This window comes from Dyella sp. PARNA 12/25, assembly GCF_055702865.1.
Map to the genome: position 1 here is coordinate 460,681 of NZ_JBVQCI010000001.1, position 15,336 is coordinate 476,016.

The following is a 15,336-nucleotide window of genomic DNA, read 5'->3' on the forward strand; positions in this document are numbered from 1 at the left end:
CCCCGTTGGCCGCGCACATCTCGCGAAGGCCACCACCGTTTCGAGGATTCGCGATGATTTCCGTCTGTCTTGTTGACGACCAGAACCTGGTTCGCCAGGGTGTCCGTTCACTGCTTGACCTGGCGGAGGACATCCGCGTAGTGGCCGAATGCGCCGACGGCGCACAGGCCGTGCAGGACATTCCGCGGATCAAACCCGACGTGGTGTTGCTGGACCTGCGTATGCCCAACATGAGCGGGCTGGAGGTGCTGCAGGCACTGTCCGCACGCAACGAACTGCCGCCCACCATCATTCTCACCACCTTTGATGACGACCAGTTGGTGCTGCAGGGCCTCAAGGCGGGGGCCCGTGGTTACCTGCTGAAGGATGTCTCGCTGGAACAGCTGGTGGAGGCCGTGCGCACCGTGGCCGCTGGCGGCTCGCTGGTGGCGCCGATGGTCACCCAGCGGCTGCTTGCCGGGGTGGGGCGCATGCAGAACCAGTTCACCAGCCTGGAGCAGCCCGATCCGCTGACCGAGCGCGAGACAGAGATCCTGCGCCTGCTGTCCGGCGGCTACAGCAACAAGGAGATCGCCAACTCCCTGAAAGTGGCCGAGGGGACGGTAAAAAATCACGTCTCCAACATCCTCTCCAAGCTGGGTGTGCGCGACCGCACCCGTGCCGTGCTCAAGGCGTTGGAGCTGGGCATCGTCTGAACCCTCGCCAGGCCTTGCCTGAGAGCTTGCTCTATATCTCCTCGTAGCCCGCGTTGCGCCCCAATGCCGGCGTCATCGGTCGGTCGTGTACCGACGTACACTCCATCCCTCTTTCTTGGCCTGCGCGCAAGCAGTTTCCGGCGCGGGCTGCGAGGAGACATAGAGCAAGCTCTGGAGCCATTCGCGGGCGTCTGGAAGGCCATTTCACAGCCGGATGGCGTTCCTGCGCGCGAGCAAGTAGTATCGGTGGCTTCGGCGCTGGCCGACCCCCTGTCACGACTCGATTCTTCGGGAATTCCCGTGGCAGGCCGGTCTCCGGCGACTCGACTGCCCTTAGTGCCGTGTACCAGAGAGACGTGCGGAGAACCCCGGAATGATGCGTGTTCTTGAATTTATTGTGGCCCTGATCATCGTCGCTGTGGCGGCGGTGGTGGTGGGTGTTGTGATGCCTGGCAGCGGCCATGTGGAAAGGTCGGTGGTCATCGGCAAGGACATGCGTCAGGTCTATGACGTGGTGAACAACCTCCGCCGTTTCCCTGAGTACTCCGTGCAGCATGAGTACGACCGCAACGTGAAGTTCGATTTCGCGGGCAAGGCTTATGGCCCGGGTGCCGAGCTGACCTGGTCCAGTGCTGACGACAAGGTTGGCAGCGGCAAGCTGACCATCGCTTCGGCTGATCCGAGCTTCGACAAGGTCGACAGCACCGCCAAGAAGGCTTCCATCGTCTGGAACGTCGACAACGACTGGCGTGGCAACGACAAGCACTTCACGCTCGACCTCGACCGTCAGGGCAGCCGTGGTCAGCTGACCAAGGTCACCTGGTCGTATGACGTGGACTACGGTTTCAACCTGATCAACCGTTATGCCAACCTCTACATTCATGGCGATCCGGATGCCTTCATCCAGTTCAGCCTGAACAACCTGCAGAACGTGCTGGCCGGCATTCCCAATGTCGACTACACCAAGCTGGTTCCGTACATCGAGCAGACCCAGCCGACGCCGGTGCTTGCGGTTTCCACCTCGGTCGAGATCAAGGGCGGCAACGACGCCTTTGAAGACGCGGTCAAGAAGGGCGTCGAGCAGATTCAGGCTGCTGCCAAGAAGCTGGGCGTGACCACCACGGGTCCGCGCATCATCTTCAACACCAACTTCGGTGATCAGACCTGGACCTTCGACGTCGCCATGCCGATCAGCGCGACCAGCCTGACCGTTGGCGGCCAGTCGGTTGAGCTCGCGGCCCCCAAGGCGCCGGAACTATCCACTGCAGCCGGTGCCAGCACCAGCGCCGACGCAGCTGCCAGCACCACGCCGACCGACAACACCCCGGGTGGCCATGACCGCTTCGGCCGCCTGATCGTGGACAACGATGTGCGCGCCTACCTGGCCTTCGGTGGCCCGGCCCTGAAGGCGGTGTGGAATGGCAATGTGGCTGGTGTGCGTCCGACGCGTGAGGCCCTCAAGGTTTACGCCCAGACCCACGGTTACAAGTTCGACGAAACCCTGAACCGTCCGTACGACATCAAGGTGAAGGAAGGCGACAACGTCAACACGTACGAGCAGTACAACGTGTTCCTGCCGCTGAGCTGGGGCCCGGACCAGACGCCGGAGCAGGAAGCCGGCATCAAGCCGCCGTCGCTCGACGACAGCGAGCAGGCTCCGGCTTCGCCGGGTACTGCCGCCGCACCGGCCAGCGCTTCCAGCGCCGCCAAGTAAGTCGCCGTAAGGACAAGTCTAGAGAGGCCCTTCCCAGTGAAGGGCCTTTTCTTTTTTGCGCGATGCACTGCGCGGCTTCTCCGAACTTTTCGGTTACATTGCGGGTCGACTTCGCATTCCCGCTGGCACGCCCATCGCGAATACTCGACCGCTGCCCTGACTGGACATGATCGAAACCGAACAGCTCACCCGCCGTTATGGCGCCCTGACCGCCGTGGACTCGCTGAGCATTCGCGCCGAACCCGGGCAGGTGCTCGGCCTGCTCGGCCCCAATGGCGCCGGCAAGACCACCGCCATGCGCATGATTGCCGGGTTCCTTGCCCCCAGCTCGGGTACCGCGCGCGTGTGCGGACACGATGTGCGCAAGGAGCCGTTGAAGGCGAAGCGCGCGCTAGGTTATCTGCCCGAAGGTGCGCCCAGTTACGGCGAACTGACGGTGCGGGAGTTCCTCACCTTCATCATTCGCATGCGCGGGTTGCAGCGCGATGAGGGCTATCGGCGCTACGAGCGCGTGGTCGCCGGTCTGCAGCTCGAAGGCGTGCTGGATCAGTGCATCGATACCTTGTCCAAGGGTTTGCGTCGCCGCGTAGGCCTGGCGCAGGCGATCGTGCACAACCCGCCGGTGCTGATGCTGGATGAGCCGACGGATGGCCTCGACCCAAACCAGAAGCACACCGTGCGCCAGCTGATCGACACCATGGCGCGCGATCGCACCATCCTTATTTCGACCCATCTGCTGGAAGAAGTGCACGCCTTGTGCAACCGCGTGGTGATCATCGCCAACGGTCGCCTGCTGGCCGACGCCACGCCGGCCGAACTGGAAGCACGTTCGCGTTACCACGGCGCGGTGTCGTTCAGTGCGCCGGGCAGCGGCGTGTCGCAGGAGATGTTGGGGCGCCTGCCGCAAGTAGCATCGATCGAAGTGGACCCGATGGACGGGCGCATTACCGTATTCCCGTGCCGCGGCGAACGCATTCTTGAACCCGTGGAAACGTTGTTGCGCGAGCAAGGCCTGGAAGTGTCGGAAATTCAGCTGGAGCGCGGACGTCTCGACGAAGTGTTCCGTCAGATCACCACCGGTGCGGAGGGCAGGGCATGAGCCCCATCGCAGCGGTTGCGCGCCGGGAGCTGCGCAGCTATTTCGTAACACCGGTGGCGTACGTGTTCCTTGTCATCTTTCTGGTGCTGTCGGGCATCCTCACGTTCTATGCGGGTGACTTCTACGATCGCCAGCAAGCGGATCTGCAGCCCTTCTTCGTGATGCATCCCTGGCTATACCTGGTGCTGGTGCCCGCGGTGTCGATGCGCATGTGGGCGGAGGAGGCCAAGGGAGGCACGTTGGAGCTCCTGCTCAGCCTGCCGTTGAGCCTGGCCCAGGCCATGCTGGGCAAGTTCCTCGCGGCGTGGTTGTTCGTCGGCCTGGCGCTGGTGCTCACCTTTCCGATCTGGATCACGGTGAATTACCTGGGCTCGCCCGACAACGGCGTGATTCTCGCCGGCTATATCGGCAGCTGGCTGATGGCAGGCTCGTTCCTGGCCATCGGCGCGTGTCTTTCAGCGGTCACGCAAAGTCAGGTGGTGGCCTTCGTGCTGACCGTGGTGGTGTGCTTTCTGCTGATCCTGGTGGGGCAGCCGCAGGTCATGGAGTTTTTCCAGGGTGCCATGCCGCGCAAGCTGGTCAATGGCATTGCGCATCTGAGCATGCTGCGGCACTTCGAGGCGATTTCGCGCGGCGTGCTGGATCTGCGTGATCTGTTGTTCTTCGTGTTGAGCATGGCTACCTGGCTGACGGCCGGTGTGCTGGTGCTCGACCTCAAGCGGACGCCATGACCATGGCCCGCATCCATTTCAGTCGTCGCACGGTTTTGCTGGGTCTGCTGGTGCTGCTGGCGACCGCGTTTGTGCTTGTTACCCTCGGCAGTAGCCGCTGGTTGCGCATGGGGCGCGTCGATCTCACCGCCGACAAGTTGTACACCTTGACGTCGGGCACCACGCACATCGTCGACGGTTTGCATGCGCCGCTGCGCCTGACGCTGTATTTTTCCAGTCATGCTGCGCGCGACTTGCCGCAGCTGCGGAGTTACGAACAACGCGTCAGCGAAATGCTGCAGGAGATGGTGGCGCGCTCGCACGGTCGCCTGCGCCTGCAGATCGTGGATCCGGTGCCGTATTCGGATGACGAGGCCAGCGCCGAGGGTTACGGCCTCACGCCGATCAATGGGGGTACCAACGGCGAGCGTGTGTTCTTTGGCCTGGTGGGGAGCACGTTGCCCCCCAATGCGGACAACGATGGGGAGAACGACGAGCACGTTCCGGGCAAGACGCTGGCCATTTCGCTGTTCGATCCTTCGCGCGAGACCTTCCTCGAGTATGACATCGCCAAGCTGCTCTTTGAGCTCGATCAGCCATCGAAGCCGCCCATTGGCCTGATCAGCAGCCTGAGGGTGGAAGGCAACCCGGTGATCAGCGAAGAGCCCTGGACGGTGATGCGTCAGCTGGGCCAGCAGTTCGAGGTCAAGACGCTCGACCCCTCCAAGCTCACGCACATCGACAGCCACATCAAGGCGCTGTTGGTGATTCATCCCAAGCACCTGCCACCCGACGCGCAATATGCGATTGACCAATATGTGCTCGGTGGCGGGCATCTGGTGATTTTTGTCGACCCCGTGGCCGAGATGGACACCACGCCGTTTGTCGACAGCAACGGCGTCACCGATGACCACAATTCCAATCTCGCCAAGCTGTTCGCCGCGTGGGGCGTGCAGTACGACCCGCAGAAGGTGGTGTTGGATCGCTCGCGCGCTTTGCGCATCGAATTGGCCGACAGCACATCGATGAGCCATCCTGCCATGCTTGCGTTGGGGCAGCAGGAGCTCAACCACGACGACGTCATCACGGCGAGCCTGCAGCGGATCAATGTATCCAGCGCGGGCTATTTCGATCTGGTGCCGGGCACGATGTCGCGACTGGTCCCGCTCATGCAAAGCACCACCGATGCCATGGCGGTGTCCAGCCAGCGTGTGCGTGAGTCCATCAACAACCCCGCGGCCTTGCTCGACAACTACCGAGCGGACAACAACCGTTATGTGATCGCGGCGCGCCTGCGCGGACAGTTCAACAGCGCCTTCCCCGAGCGGGCAGGGCAGCCGGGGCATGTGGCTGCCACCGCCGGCAATGTCGAAGTGATTCTTGTCGCCGATACGGATCTGCTCAGCGATCGTCTGTGGGTGTCGTATACACAGAGTCTGCTGGGTCAGCCGCAGCTGAGCGCGTTGGCCAACAATGGCGATCTGCTGACCAATATCGCCGACCACCTCAGTGGCTCGTCGGCGCTGCTGTCGATTCGCGGCAGGGTCAGTTCGCAGCGACCGTTTACGCGCGTGCAAGCATTACGCAGCGCGGCGGACCAGAAATACCTGTCCAAGATGCAGGAGCTGCAGCGCGAGCTGGCCGTCACCCGAACCCGCTTGAGTGAGTTGCAGCCGTCCAAGGCCGGCCGTGGCGATGCGGTGAGCGCCGAGCAGCGCACGGAGATCGAGCAGTTCCTGCAGCGCCAGTTGGCAATCAACAAGGCACTGCGCGATGTACAGCATCAGTTCAATGCCGAGATCGACGCACTGGGGCTGCGCCTCAAGTTCATCAATATCGTGCTGATGCCTTCGCTTGTAGTGGTGGTGGGTTTGCTCTATGGATGGCGCCGTTCGCGGCGTAATCGGCGACGCGCATGAGGCGGTTCGCAAGATCGTGTGCGCTGCTGTGTCTCAGCATGCTTGCGCAAAGCTGGTATCGAGATCGGACTATGATGGGCGTTCGCTTTAAGTCGAACCGAGCCTGACCTGATGATGGCAAGCGTGCTCAAGTGGATCGTGCCCTGGGAGTTCTCCTGGGTATTCCTGTTGACCTTCGTCGGTTGCAGCGTGCTGTACGTGCGCGGTTGCCGCCGCTTGCCGGTCAGCTTTGGGCGTCGCCTGTCATTCTGGACCGGCATGGCGATGATTTATGTGTCGCTGCATACCTACCTGGATTTTTTCTTCGAGCATGAGTTCTTCATGCATCGCATTCAGCAGATTCTGCTGCACCATCTGGCGCCGCTGCTGATCATCGCTTCTTATCCCGGCACGGTGCTGCACAAGGGGCTGCCGTTCTCGTGGCGTTTGCGCCTGCTGCGGCCCGCACTGCGTTCATGGCCATGGCGCGTGGTAAGCGCCGTGCTGCTCAACCCGGCAGTAGCGACCGTGCTGTTCGTTGCCTTCATCGTGATCTGGCTTATCCCGTCCATGCAGACGCTGGCCATGCTGGATTGGCGCATCTATCGCTTCATGAACTGGTCGATGCTGGTCAGCGGGTTCAGCTATTGGTGGCTGGTGCTGGATCACCGTCCGCGGCCGCCGGGTCGCATGACGCCAGGCATCCGTGTGCTGTCGCCGGGCATCACCATGACGCCACAGATTCTGGCGGGCGCCATCGTCACGTTCTCCAAGACCGATCTCTATCCGATCTTCGAGATCTGCGGCCGCGCCTTTACCTTCAACGTGCTGACGGCACAGCTGGTGGGTGGCGTCATCATGTGGGTGCCGGCGGCCATCATCGAATCCATCGGCGGTTTGCTGGCCATGCGTCAGTGGCTGCGGCTGTCGCGCGCCGGGCGTATCCGGCGTAAGCCATGGCCCCGCCGCACATCCCCCGCCGCCGATTCTCGCCCGTCTACCGCTACGGATGCTCTGTAGGAGCGCACTTGTGCGCGACCGCAGCGTTCGCATTACCGAGATGCGCGGTTCTCCTGAGAGGTCTGACGCGCACGAGTGCGCTCCTACAGGTGCGTGTCAGTGACCAGCGTCAGTGGCTGCGACTATCATGCGCCGGGCACTTCCATCGCAAGCCATGGCCCTGCCGCACATCCGCCGCCGATTCTCGCTCGTCTACCGCCACCGACTCTCTGTAGGAGCGCACTTGTGCGCGACCGCAGCGTTTCGCATTACCGAGGTGCACGGTTCTCCTGAGAGGTCTGTCGCGCACAAGTGCGCTCCTACAGGTGCGTGTCAGGGACCGGCGTCGGTGGCGTTGGCCGGTCGCGCGATGAAATCCGCATCCAGCGTGCTGCCGTCTGCAAAAGCCAGCGTGACCTTCACCGTGTCGCCGGGCTTCACCGGTGACGCGGCTTTGGTCAGCATCAGGTGGTAACCGCCTGGCGCGAGTTGAGCCTCGCCGTGCGCGGGGATGACCAGCGTTTCGACCATGGCCATGCGGCTCACGCCACCTTCGTCACTGCTCTTGTGCAGCATCACGCTGCCATAGCTGGCGCTGCGGGCGCTGCGCAGGGTGGCCGGCTGGTCGCCGGTGTTCTTCAGCGTGACATAAGCCCCGGCGGGCAGATCGCCCGGCAATACGCGTAGCCACGCTTTGCTGGCGCTCACATGCGCTGCCTCCGTGGCGTGGGCGCCTGCCGTCATCAGCAGGCCGGCGGCAAACAGGGGCAGGACGCGCGCAAAACGAAAACTCATGACTGGGTTCCCTGGCTCAGCAGTTGGTGCAGGTCGTGGACGAGGTCTTCCTGTTGGTTGGCCGGTGTGGCCAGCAGGCGCGCCTTGCCGTCGCGATCGAACACATAGATGGCCGAGCTGTGGCTTACTTCGTACTGCCCGTTACTTTGGTCAGGCTCACGCGAAAATGCCGATCGATAGCGTTTGCTCAATGCCTCGATATCACGCGGCGTACCCGACAGGCCAACCGCGCGTGGGTCGAAGGCGTTGACGTAAGCGTGCATGACGTCCGGTGTATCGCGTGCCGGATCGACACTGACAAACAGAATGCGCACATCGTCAGCAAGCGGCCCCAGCTTCTGCAAGTTCGCGTGCAGTTGAGCCAGGGTGAGCGGGCAAACGTCCGGGCAATGGGTGTAGCCGAAGTAGAGCAGCACCACCTTGCCGCGATAGTCCTGACCGGTGACCGTTTTGCCCTGATCGTCCACCAGCTTGAAGTCCAAGTCAGGCATGTGACCGGTGACATTGGTGAGCCGCCAATCGGCCGAGTCGCCACCATGGCAGGCGGACAGCAGCGTGATACCGAGGGCAAGCGTCAGCGCCATCAAGGCTCGGCGAACGCGACGAAGCTTCATGCGAGAATCGGTGGGAGTCATTCTCTCAGCATACGACACTGGCCGCCCCGACGGAGCCCAAGGACCACCGCCCATGCGACAACCTTCTATCGTGACCGGTGTGCTGGTGGGCCTGGCGGGTGCCAGCGCCGTGGCGCTAGGAGCCTTCGGCGCGCATGCACTGCGAGATGCGCTCGATGCGCGCGGCAGTGAGTTGTGGCATACCGCGGTGAGTTATCACTTCTGGCATGCACTGGCACTGGCATTGACCGCGATGGTTGCACGCGGCCGGGCGCGTTGCATCGCGATGGCCGCCTTTGCATTGGGTATCGCGATTTTCTGCGGCAGCTTGTATGCGCTGGCCCTGGGCGCGCCGCGCTGGTTTGGCGCGGTCACGCCTGTGGGTGGCGTGGCCTTCATCGTCGGCTGGGTCGCCTTGGGCGTTGCGCTGACGTTGAAGACCTCATCGGATAGGGCAGGTTAGGCTCGATCCACGCGGGCCGCATAGCAGCCGGGCCGCGCCATGTGAATGTGCAGATACGCCACCTGGTCATCGGCGAACAGCCGCTCGATCAGTGGCTCCAGTGCCGTGCCTTGAACCACATCGGCATCGCACAGCATGTCTTGCTTGTCGAAACCACGCACCGATAGCAAGCGGCGCCGCAGCTGGTCGGGCACTTCGTCCATGCGGTCGTATTGCTGCTCACCCTCGCGGACGTAGATGGCGTAGTTGGAACGATAGGGCGTTTCCGCCGGCTGGTGTTCGTAGTTGACCAGAATCAGCGTCTGCCCCGGTTCGGCATCGGTAAGGCTGACGCGGCAGGGATAGCCGCCACCTTCTTGAGCCACCATGCGCACGGCGCGGCGCGCGGCCAGCGCGTCGTCAGTCAACGAGAACAATTCGGCGAAGGGTTCGGCGGGTAGGCCGGAGAGGCGGAAGTGCATAGGTGAGACTCCTGGGGAGAAGGCGTCTCAAGTTTGTGTGCGGGGGGGCGAGGCGGCCATCCGAATCTTGCTGTCCGGGCAGTGATCGAAACGTTCCATCGCTTCGTTCGAATCGTTTCTAATCCGTTTCGTTGTCCATCACGGGATCGGACATTTCGCGCTTGAGCCGCCCCTGTTTGCGCAACGCATCGCGCAAAACGAACTCGATCTGCGCATTGACGCTGCGCAGATCGTCGTCGGCCCAGCGCTGCATGGCTTCGAGTACGGCAGCGCTGATGCGTAAGGGGTAGGCTTTTTTATCAGCCGCCATAGAGCGTGCCGGCATTCACCACGGGCTGGGTAGCGCGATCACCACACAGCACCACCAGCAGATTGCTCACCATGGCGGCCTTGCGCTCTTCATCCAACTCCACCACGCCTTGCTGGCGCAGCTTGTCCAGCGCCATCGCCACCATGCCCACGGCGCCTTCCACGATGCGCTCGCGAGCGGCGACGATGGCGTTCGCCTGCTGGCGCTGCAGCATCGCCTGGGCGATTTCCTGTGCGTAGGCGAGGTGACTGATGCGGGCTTCGATGACGCGCACACCGGCCTTGTCCAGGCGCGCCTGGATTTCGTCGCGCAGGTGGTTGTTGATCACTTCGCCATGGCTGCGCAGGGCGGGCTTGCCGTCGTCGTGCGCATCGTAGGGATAGTTCTGCGCCATCTGACGCAAAGCGGATTCGCTCTGAATGGTCGCAAAGTTCTCGTAGTCGTCCACGCAGAACACGGCTTCGGCAGTATCGATCACCTCCCACACCACCACCGACGCGATCTCGATGGGGTTGCCGTCGCTGTCATTGACCTTGAGCTTGCCGCTTTCGAAGTTGCGCACGCGCAACGAGACACGGCTGCGGCTGTAGAAGGGGTTGGTCCAGCGCAGGCCTTCGTCGCGCACCGTGCCGGCGTACTTGCCGAACAGTTGCAGCACCTGGCCTTCATTGGGCGCTACCTGGAAGAAGCCCTTCAGCATGAACAGGGTGACTGCCAGCATCAGCACGCCCAGGGCACTCAGGCCGGTGCCTTGACCAAGCACGATGCCCGCGCCGCAGGCCAGCGCCAGCAGGATGAAGAAGAAGACGGTCGGGATGCCGGTGACCGAGAAGCCTTGCCGTTCGTTCATGAGGGTTCCTCCCTAAGTTGGGAGGATTAGATATCAAAATGATATCTATCCGCAAGGGTCAGCGGCTGAGGCCCACGGCCGGGGCGTCGGTCGGTGGCTGAAGATGGCCCGCCAGCAACGTGGGCGAGCTGATGTCGTCAATACGCATCCGGCCCAACAGGTCGGAGATATTGAAGAAATGCCATGGATCACCGTCACCGACATCCAGTGCGATATGCGTGCTGTCGAACCGCAGCAGCGCGGCATCGAAGCTCTGCCAGCGCCCTTCGACCCAGGCCTGCATCCACGCGTGCGGCACGAACTCGTTCGAGCTGCCTGCATAGTGGGGGACATAAACCATGCCGGTGACCACCCGCGCCGGAATACCCTGGGCCCGCGCCAGCGCAGCCAGCAACACCGAGTACTCGGTGCAGTCGCCCTCGTGGGTGCGCGCTACTTCGAGTGCCGAGGCGTAGCCCACGTCCAGCCCATGCGCTTTCACGTAATGGCTGACGTAGTTGCGCAGGCGGCGCATCTTCTGCAGGTCTTCATGGGCCCCGCCCACGGCGTTGCTGGCCATGCGGCGAATGAGGGGGGCATCGGATTGCACCCAGGCGTTGGGCAAGCTGTCCTCCGGCGTGGGCGGCGCTTCGCTGCCGGCCTGGGCCTGCCCGATATCGACCATCCAGTCGCCGTGGCCAAGTGAGGTGACGTGCTGCTCATCGGTGGTAATGGCTGGCTGAGGCGCGCCCTCAGGGACATGGATGCGGTAGCGCAGGAAGGTGTCGCGCTGGTCCGGGGTGATCGCCCGCGGTGATTCGATAAGGGCGACATGGAACACATCGATACCCTGCAGCGAGGCCATGGCGCATGCCTCGCTGCACGCAAGCATTTCCAAGGGCTTCCCGAGCATGATCAGGGTGCTCTTGCGGACATCACCGGTCTGGTCGAGCCATACGTCCATGGTCTGTGCGCCACGCGAGCTCTGCATCACTTCGCGCTGGTGGTCCAGCAGCATCGGGCCGTCGGGGAGTGCGACGCGCTCATCCCCCAACACCTCCATGTCCACGTCGGACACCACCTGGCTGGCGGGGTCAAACATGCTCAACACGTAATGCTCGCCGGGGTGGCTGGCCGCTTTGAGCATGGCCAGCCGCTGCCCCTCGCTGAGTACCGCGCCGGTAGGCCATGTGAAGGTGGTGTGTCGGGCAGCCCCCGCGACGGTGGTGGTCACATCGTAAGTGCCATCCGGTTCGCGACGGCCGTCGACTGTGCTGTCGGAACTCGACAGGGTGCTGCGCGAATAAAACGCCAGTGGCTGCCCGTCGGTGCTTTCCACGCTGCGGGTGAGCACGCTCAGCGGGATGCTCTTCCCCTCGCGGTCCAGTTGGATGACGAAATCCTGCGCGGTGGTGATAGCGCCACCTTCGCGCGTGCGGTCGACGCGCAAATGGCCGACGCGGTGGCCGGCGAGCAGCACCGTCATCCAGGTGGTGTCGGTGGATGCACCCTCCGCGGCCCGGGCGTCAGGCCCAGGAAAGAGGCATGTAGCCAACGCAAGCGAAAGCGTGGCAAAACGCTTGCTCATGGTCGCTCCGCGGGGACGGTGGCAATGACAGTCAATGCCGATTCGTTCCACCCGTCAATCACCATTTTGGGTAACACTCACTCGTCTGGCGCGTCCATGACACTGGCCGCTTACAATGTGTTTTTTGCGATTTCCGGAGACCCTGATGAAGCCGTTTGGCACGCCTTATTCCGACCATGCCCTGCGGGTGCTTTTGCTGGGCTCCGGCGAACTTGGCAAAGAGGTGGCGATTGAATTGCAGCGCTACGCGGTGGAAGTGATCGCCGTGGATCGCTACGCCCATGCGCCCGCCATGCAGGTGGCGCATCGCAGCCATGTCATTGACATGCTCGATGGCGCGGCGCTGCGCAAGCTGATTGAAGAGGAGCGGCCGGATCTGGTGGTGCCGGAAATTGAGGCGATCCACACACCCACCCTGATCGAACTGGAGAAGGAAGGTCTGCGTGTCATCCCGACCGCTCGCGCCGCCTGGCTCACCATGGATCGCGAAGGCATTCGGCGGCTGGCTGCTGAAGAACTCAAGCTGCCCACGTCGCGCTATCGCTTCTGCGATACGGAAGCGGAATACCGCGACGCTGCCGCTGCCATCGGCCTGCCGTTCGTGATCAAGCCGGTGATGAGTTCCTCCGGCAAAGGCCAGAGTGTGGTGCGGCAGGAAAGTGAATTGCAGCACGCGTGGGAGTACGCGCAATCCGGCGGCCGGGCCGGCAAGGGCAGGGTGATTGTCGAAGGCTTTGTGGATTTCGACTATGAGATCACCTTGCTCACCGTGCGTCATACGAACGGTGTGAGTTTCTGCGCGCCTATCGGCCATCGTCAGGAAGATGGCGACTATCGCGAGTCATGGCAGCCGCAACCCATGAGTGAGGCTGCGCTGGTCGAGGCGCAACGTCAGGCGGCGGCGATCACTGGCGCGCTGGGCGGCTGGGGTGTGTTCGGCGTGGAGTTTTTCGTCAAGGGCGACCAGGTGATTTTCTCCGAAGTGAGCCCGCGTCCGCATGACACCGGCCTGGTCACGCTGATCTCGCAGGATCTCTCCGAGTTCGCGCTCCACGCACGCGCCATTCTGGGCTTGCCGATTCCGGTGATCCGGCAGCTTGGTCCGTCAGCGTCCTGCGCCGTGCTGGTGGAAGGTGAGGGTGAGGCGCCGCGCTACTTCCATGTGGCCGACGCACTCACCGAACCCGACACGCAGCTGCGTATCTTCGGCAAGCCTGCCGTGAAGGGCCGTCGTCGCATGGCCGTTACGCTGGCACGCGATGAGAGTCTCGATGCCGCCAACGCAAAGGCCATCAGAGCTGCAAAAGCGCTGCGCGTCGAGCTCTGAATGCTCTACATGCATACCCGACGAGGGTGTGGATGAACGTGAGGGGCTGGTGACTGCAGAAGGAAGTCCGCAGCACCCGCCAACGGGCTTGTCGCAAGATGGCCGCCTCACTTTGGCCCTCTCTTCATGAGAAGAGAGGGCGACCTACATGACAACCGGAGACAATGATGGAATCGTCGGGATTTGCGCACTGGCTCGTGGTGGTGGTGGAAACCTTTGCCGCCCTGTTTCTTCTTTTGCTGGTGCTGCTGGTCATGGTGGTGCTGGTGGTGTGGTTTATCGATCGCAACCAGACCACCAACTCGGTATTGCGCAACTTTCCGGTGATCGGCCATTTCCGTTACTGGTTCCTGCACCTTGGTGAGTTCTTTCGTCAGTATCTGTATTCAAGCGATCGCGAAGAGCTGCCGTTCAATCGTGCGCAGCGCATGTGGGTGTATCGCGCCGCAAAGAACGTGGAGAACACCAACGCGTTTGGCTCCACCCGAGATCTGCGTGGCGAAGGCGTGCCGTTCTTCGTCAATGCCCCGTTCCCTTCGCTGGGCGAGAAGCATGTGAACCCGAAGCCGGTGATACTGGGGCCTTACTCGCGCGAACCCTATGAGCACGCGGCGTTCTTCAATATCTCGGCAATGAGTTTCGGTGCACTGTCCGCACCGGCAGTGCGTGCGCTATCCCATGGCGCTGCCAAGGCCGGCATCTGGATGGATACCGGCGAAGGCGGGCTGGCGCCGTATCACCTTGAAGGTGGTTGCGACATCATCTTCGAGATCGGCACCGCCAAGTACGGCGTGCGTACGCCTGACGGCAAGCTCGATGACCAGAAGCTGCTGGCCATCTGCGCGCACAAGCAGGTGAAGATGGTGAGCATCAAACTCGGTCAGGGCGCCAAGCCTGGCATGGGCGGTTTGCTGCCGGGGATCAAGGTGACGCCGGAGATCGCTGCCATCCGCGGTATCCCGGTGGGCGAGGATTCGCAGAGCCCGAATCGTCATCTCGACATCGGCAGCGTGACGGAATTGATGGACGCCATTCGTCACATCCGCGAACTCACCGGCAAGCCGGTCGGCTTCAAGGCCGTCATGGGCGATCTGGACTGGATCGGCGAGCTGTGCAATGAAGTGCACAAGCGCGGCATTGAGAGCGCACCTGACTTCATCATTGTCGATGGCTCCGAAGGTGGCACCGGCGCTGCACCGCAGACGCTGATGGAAGGCGTGGGCTTGCCGCTGCATGAATCGTTGCCGGCACTGGTGGACATGCTCATCGTGAAGGGCCTGCGCGAGCGCATTAAGGTGATCTGCTCGGGCAAGTGCATTACCGCTTACGACGTGGCGTGGGCCTTGTCGATGGGTGCGGACTTCGTCAATTCTGCGCGTGGCTTCATGCTGGCGCTTGGCTGCATCCAGTCGCTGCAATGCAATCGCAATAGCTGCCCCACCGGCATCACCACGCAGAATCCCAAGCTGCAACGCGGTCTCGTGGTCACCGACAAGAGCGAGCGCGTGGCGCATTACGCCACCAACGTGATGCATGAGGTGGGCATCATTGCGCACAGCTGTGGCGTGGATGAGCCGCGGCAACTCAATCGCTCGCATTGCCGCATCGTGGGTGATGATGGCTTGTCGATGCCGCTGGTGAAGTTGCACCCGTATCCGGTCGTGCCGCACGCATCAACACTCAAGCACTGAAGCGATAGAAATGGCCGGCATCATGCTGGCCATTTCGTCTTTGCGTTTTGTATTTCAAGCGTGCGCAACATGCTCGCCAAAGTGTCGCACGTTGTTGAATCTGGTCACCGTGCCATCACGCCGGGCGCGGCATCTTTGCCGAG

General features: G+C 62.5%; 15 protein-coding genes. 9 read left to right on the top strand and 6 right to left on the bottom strand.

Going from position 1 to position 15,336, the window contains the following annotated elements; all coding sequences use genetic code 11:
* The first annotated feature begins 53 nt into the window (after window positions 1–53).
* The 6 genes from AC0GUR_RS02130 (at window position 54) to AC0GUR_RS02155 (ending at window position 7,136) form a co-directional block, all read left to right on the top strand.
* Window positions 54–695 (top strand): response regulator, encoded by a 642-nt coding sequence (locus AC0GUR_RS02130; protein ID WP_026635939.1) that lies wholly within the window; start codon window positions 54–56, stop codon window positions 693–695.
* 373 nt (window positions 696–1,068) lie between these two features.
* On the top strand, window positions 1,069–2,409 hold the full coding sequence (locus AC0GUR_RS02135; RefSeq protein ID WP_472875815.1) for an SRPBCC family protein: 1,341 nt from the start codon (window positions 1,069–1,071) through the stop codon (window positions 2,407–2,409).
* Between the two features lie 166 nt (window positions 2,410–2,575).
* Window positions 2,576–3,508, top strand: a complete 933-nt coding sequence (locus AC0GUR_RS02140; protein WP_472875816.1) for an ABC transporter ATP-binding protein — start codon at window positions 2,576–2,578, stop codon at window positions 3,506–3,508.
* Entirely contained in the window at window positions 3,505–4,239 is a 735-nt protein-coding gene (locus AC0GUR_RS02145; RefSeq protein WP_472875817.1) for an ABC transporter permease subunit, read from the top strand. The genes AC0GUR_RS02140 and AC0GUR_RS02145 overlap by 4 nt, the downstream gene beginning before the upstream one ends.
* Window positions 4,236–6,137 (top strand): GldG family protein, encoded by a 1,902-nt coding sequence (locus AC0GUR_RS02150; protein ID WP_472875818.1) that lies wholly within the window; start codon window positions 4,236–4,238, stop codon window positions 6,135–6,137. Before AC0GUR_RS02145 ends, AC0GUR_RS02150 begins: the two co-directional genes overlap by 4 nt.
* 111 nt (window positions 6,138–6,248) lie before the next feature.
* Window positions 6,249–7,136: a cytochrome c oxidase assembly protein gene (locus AC0GUR_RS02155; protein ID WP_472875819.1), complete on the top strand. Its 888-nt coding sequence runs from the start codon at window positions 6,249–6,251 to the stop codon at window positions 7,134–7,136.
* 312 nt (window positions 7,137–7,448) lie between these two features.
* On the opposite strand, the gene AC0GUR_RS02160 is transcribed toward AC0GUR_RS02155, so the two are convergent.
* Window positions 7,449–7,910 (bottom strand): copper chaperone PCu(A)C, encoded by a 462-nt coding sequence (locus AC0GUR_RS02160; protein WP_472875820.1) that lies wholly within the window; start codon window positions 7,908–7,910, stop codon window positions 7,449–7,451.
* Window positions 7,907–8,524 (bottom strand): SCO family protein, encoded by a 618-nt coding sequence (locus AC0GUR_RS02165; RefSeq protein WP_472875821.1) that lies wholly within the window; start codon window positions 8,522–8,524, stop codon window positions 7,907–7,909. Before AC0GUR_RS02165 ends, AC0GUR_RS02160 begins: the two co-directional genes overlap by 4 nt.
* A gap of 73 nt (window positions 8,525–8,597) precedes the next feature.
* Here AC0GUR_RS02165 and AC0GUR_RS02170 point away from each other — a divergent pair, with 73 nt between their 5' ends.
* On the top strand, window positions 8,598–8,987 hold the full coding sequence (locus AC0GUR_RS02170) for a DUF423 domain-containing protein (protein WP_472875822.1): 390 nt from the start codon (window positions 8,598–8,600) through the stop codon (window positions 8,985–8,987).
* Here AC0GUR_RS02170 and AC0GUR_RS02175 read toward each other — a convergent pair.
* The 4 genes from AC0GUR_RS02175 to AC0GUR_RS02190 form a co-directional block, all read right to left on the bottom strand.
* Window positions 8,984–9,448 (bottom strand): DUF1203 domain-containing protein, encoded by a 465-nt coding sequence (locus AC0GUR_RS02175; protein WP_472875823.1) that lies wholly within the window; start codon window positions 9,446–9,448, stop codon window positions 8,984–8,986. The genes AC0GUR_RS02170 and AC0GUR_RS02175 overlap by 4 nt on opposite strands.
* 118 nt (window positions 9,449–9,566) lie before the next feature.
* Window positions 9,567–9,758: a type II toxin-antitoxin system antitoxin gene (locus AC0GUR_RS02180; protein ID WP_472875824.1), complete on the bottom strand. Its 192-nt coding sequence runs from the start codon at window positions 9,756–9,758 to the stop codon at window positions 9,567–9,569.
* Window positions 9,748–10,608, bottom strand: a complete 861-nt coding sequence (locus AC0GUR_RS02185; protein ID WP_472875825.1) for an SPFH domain-containing protein — start codon at window positions 10,606–10,608, stop codon at window positions 9,748–9,750. Before AC0GUR_RS02185 ends, AC0GUR_RS02180 begins: the two co-directional genes overlap by 11 nt.
* Window positions 10,609–10,666: 58 nt before the next feature.
* Window positions 10,667–12,175 carry a transglutaminase-like domain-containing protein gene (locus AC0GUR_RS02190; protein ID WP_472875826.1) on the bottom strand — a complete coding sequence of 503 codons (1,509 nt, stop codon included), beginning with the start codon at window positions 12,173–12,175 and terminating at the stop codon, window positions 10,667–10,669.
* Between the two features lie 145 nt (window positions 12,176–12,320).
* On the opposite strand from AC0GUR_RS02190, the gene purT reads away from it, so the two are divergent.
* Both purT and AC0GUR_RS02200 read left to right on the top strand, forming a co-directional pair.
* Window positions 12,321–13,502, top strand: a complete 1,182-nt coding sequence (gene purT, locus AC0GUR_RS02195) for a formate-dependent phosphoribosylglycinamide formyltransferase (protein WP_472875827.1) — start codon at window positions 12,321–12,323, stop codon at window positions 13,500–13,502.
* Between the two features lie 167 nt (window positions 13,503–13,669).
* A complete protein-coding gene (locus AC0GUR_RS02200; RefSeq protein ID WP_472875828.1) occupies window positions 13,670–15,193 on the top strand; it encodes an FMN-binding glutamate synthase family protein in 1,524 nt (507 codons plus the stop codon).
* Window positions 15,194–15,336 lie beyond the last annotated feature (143 nt).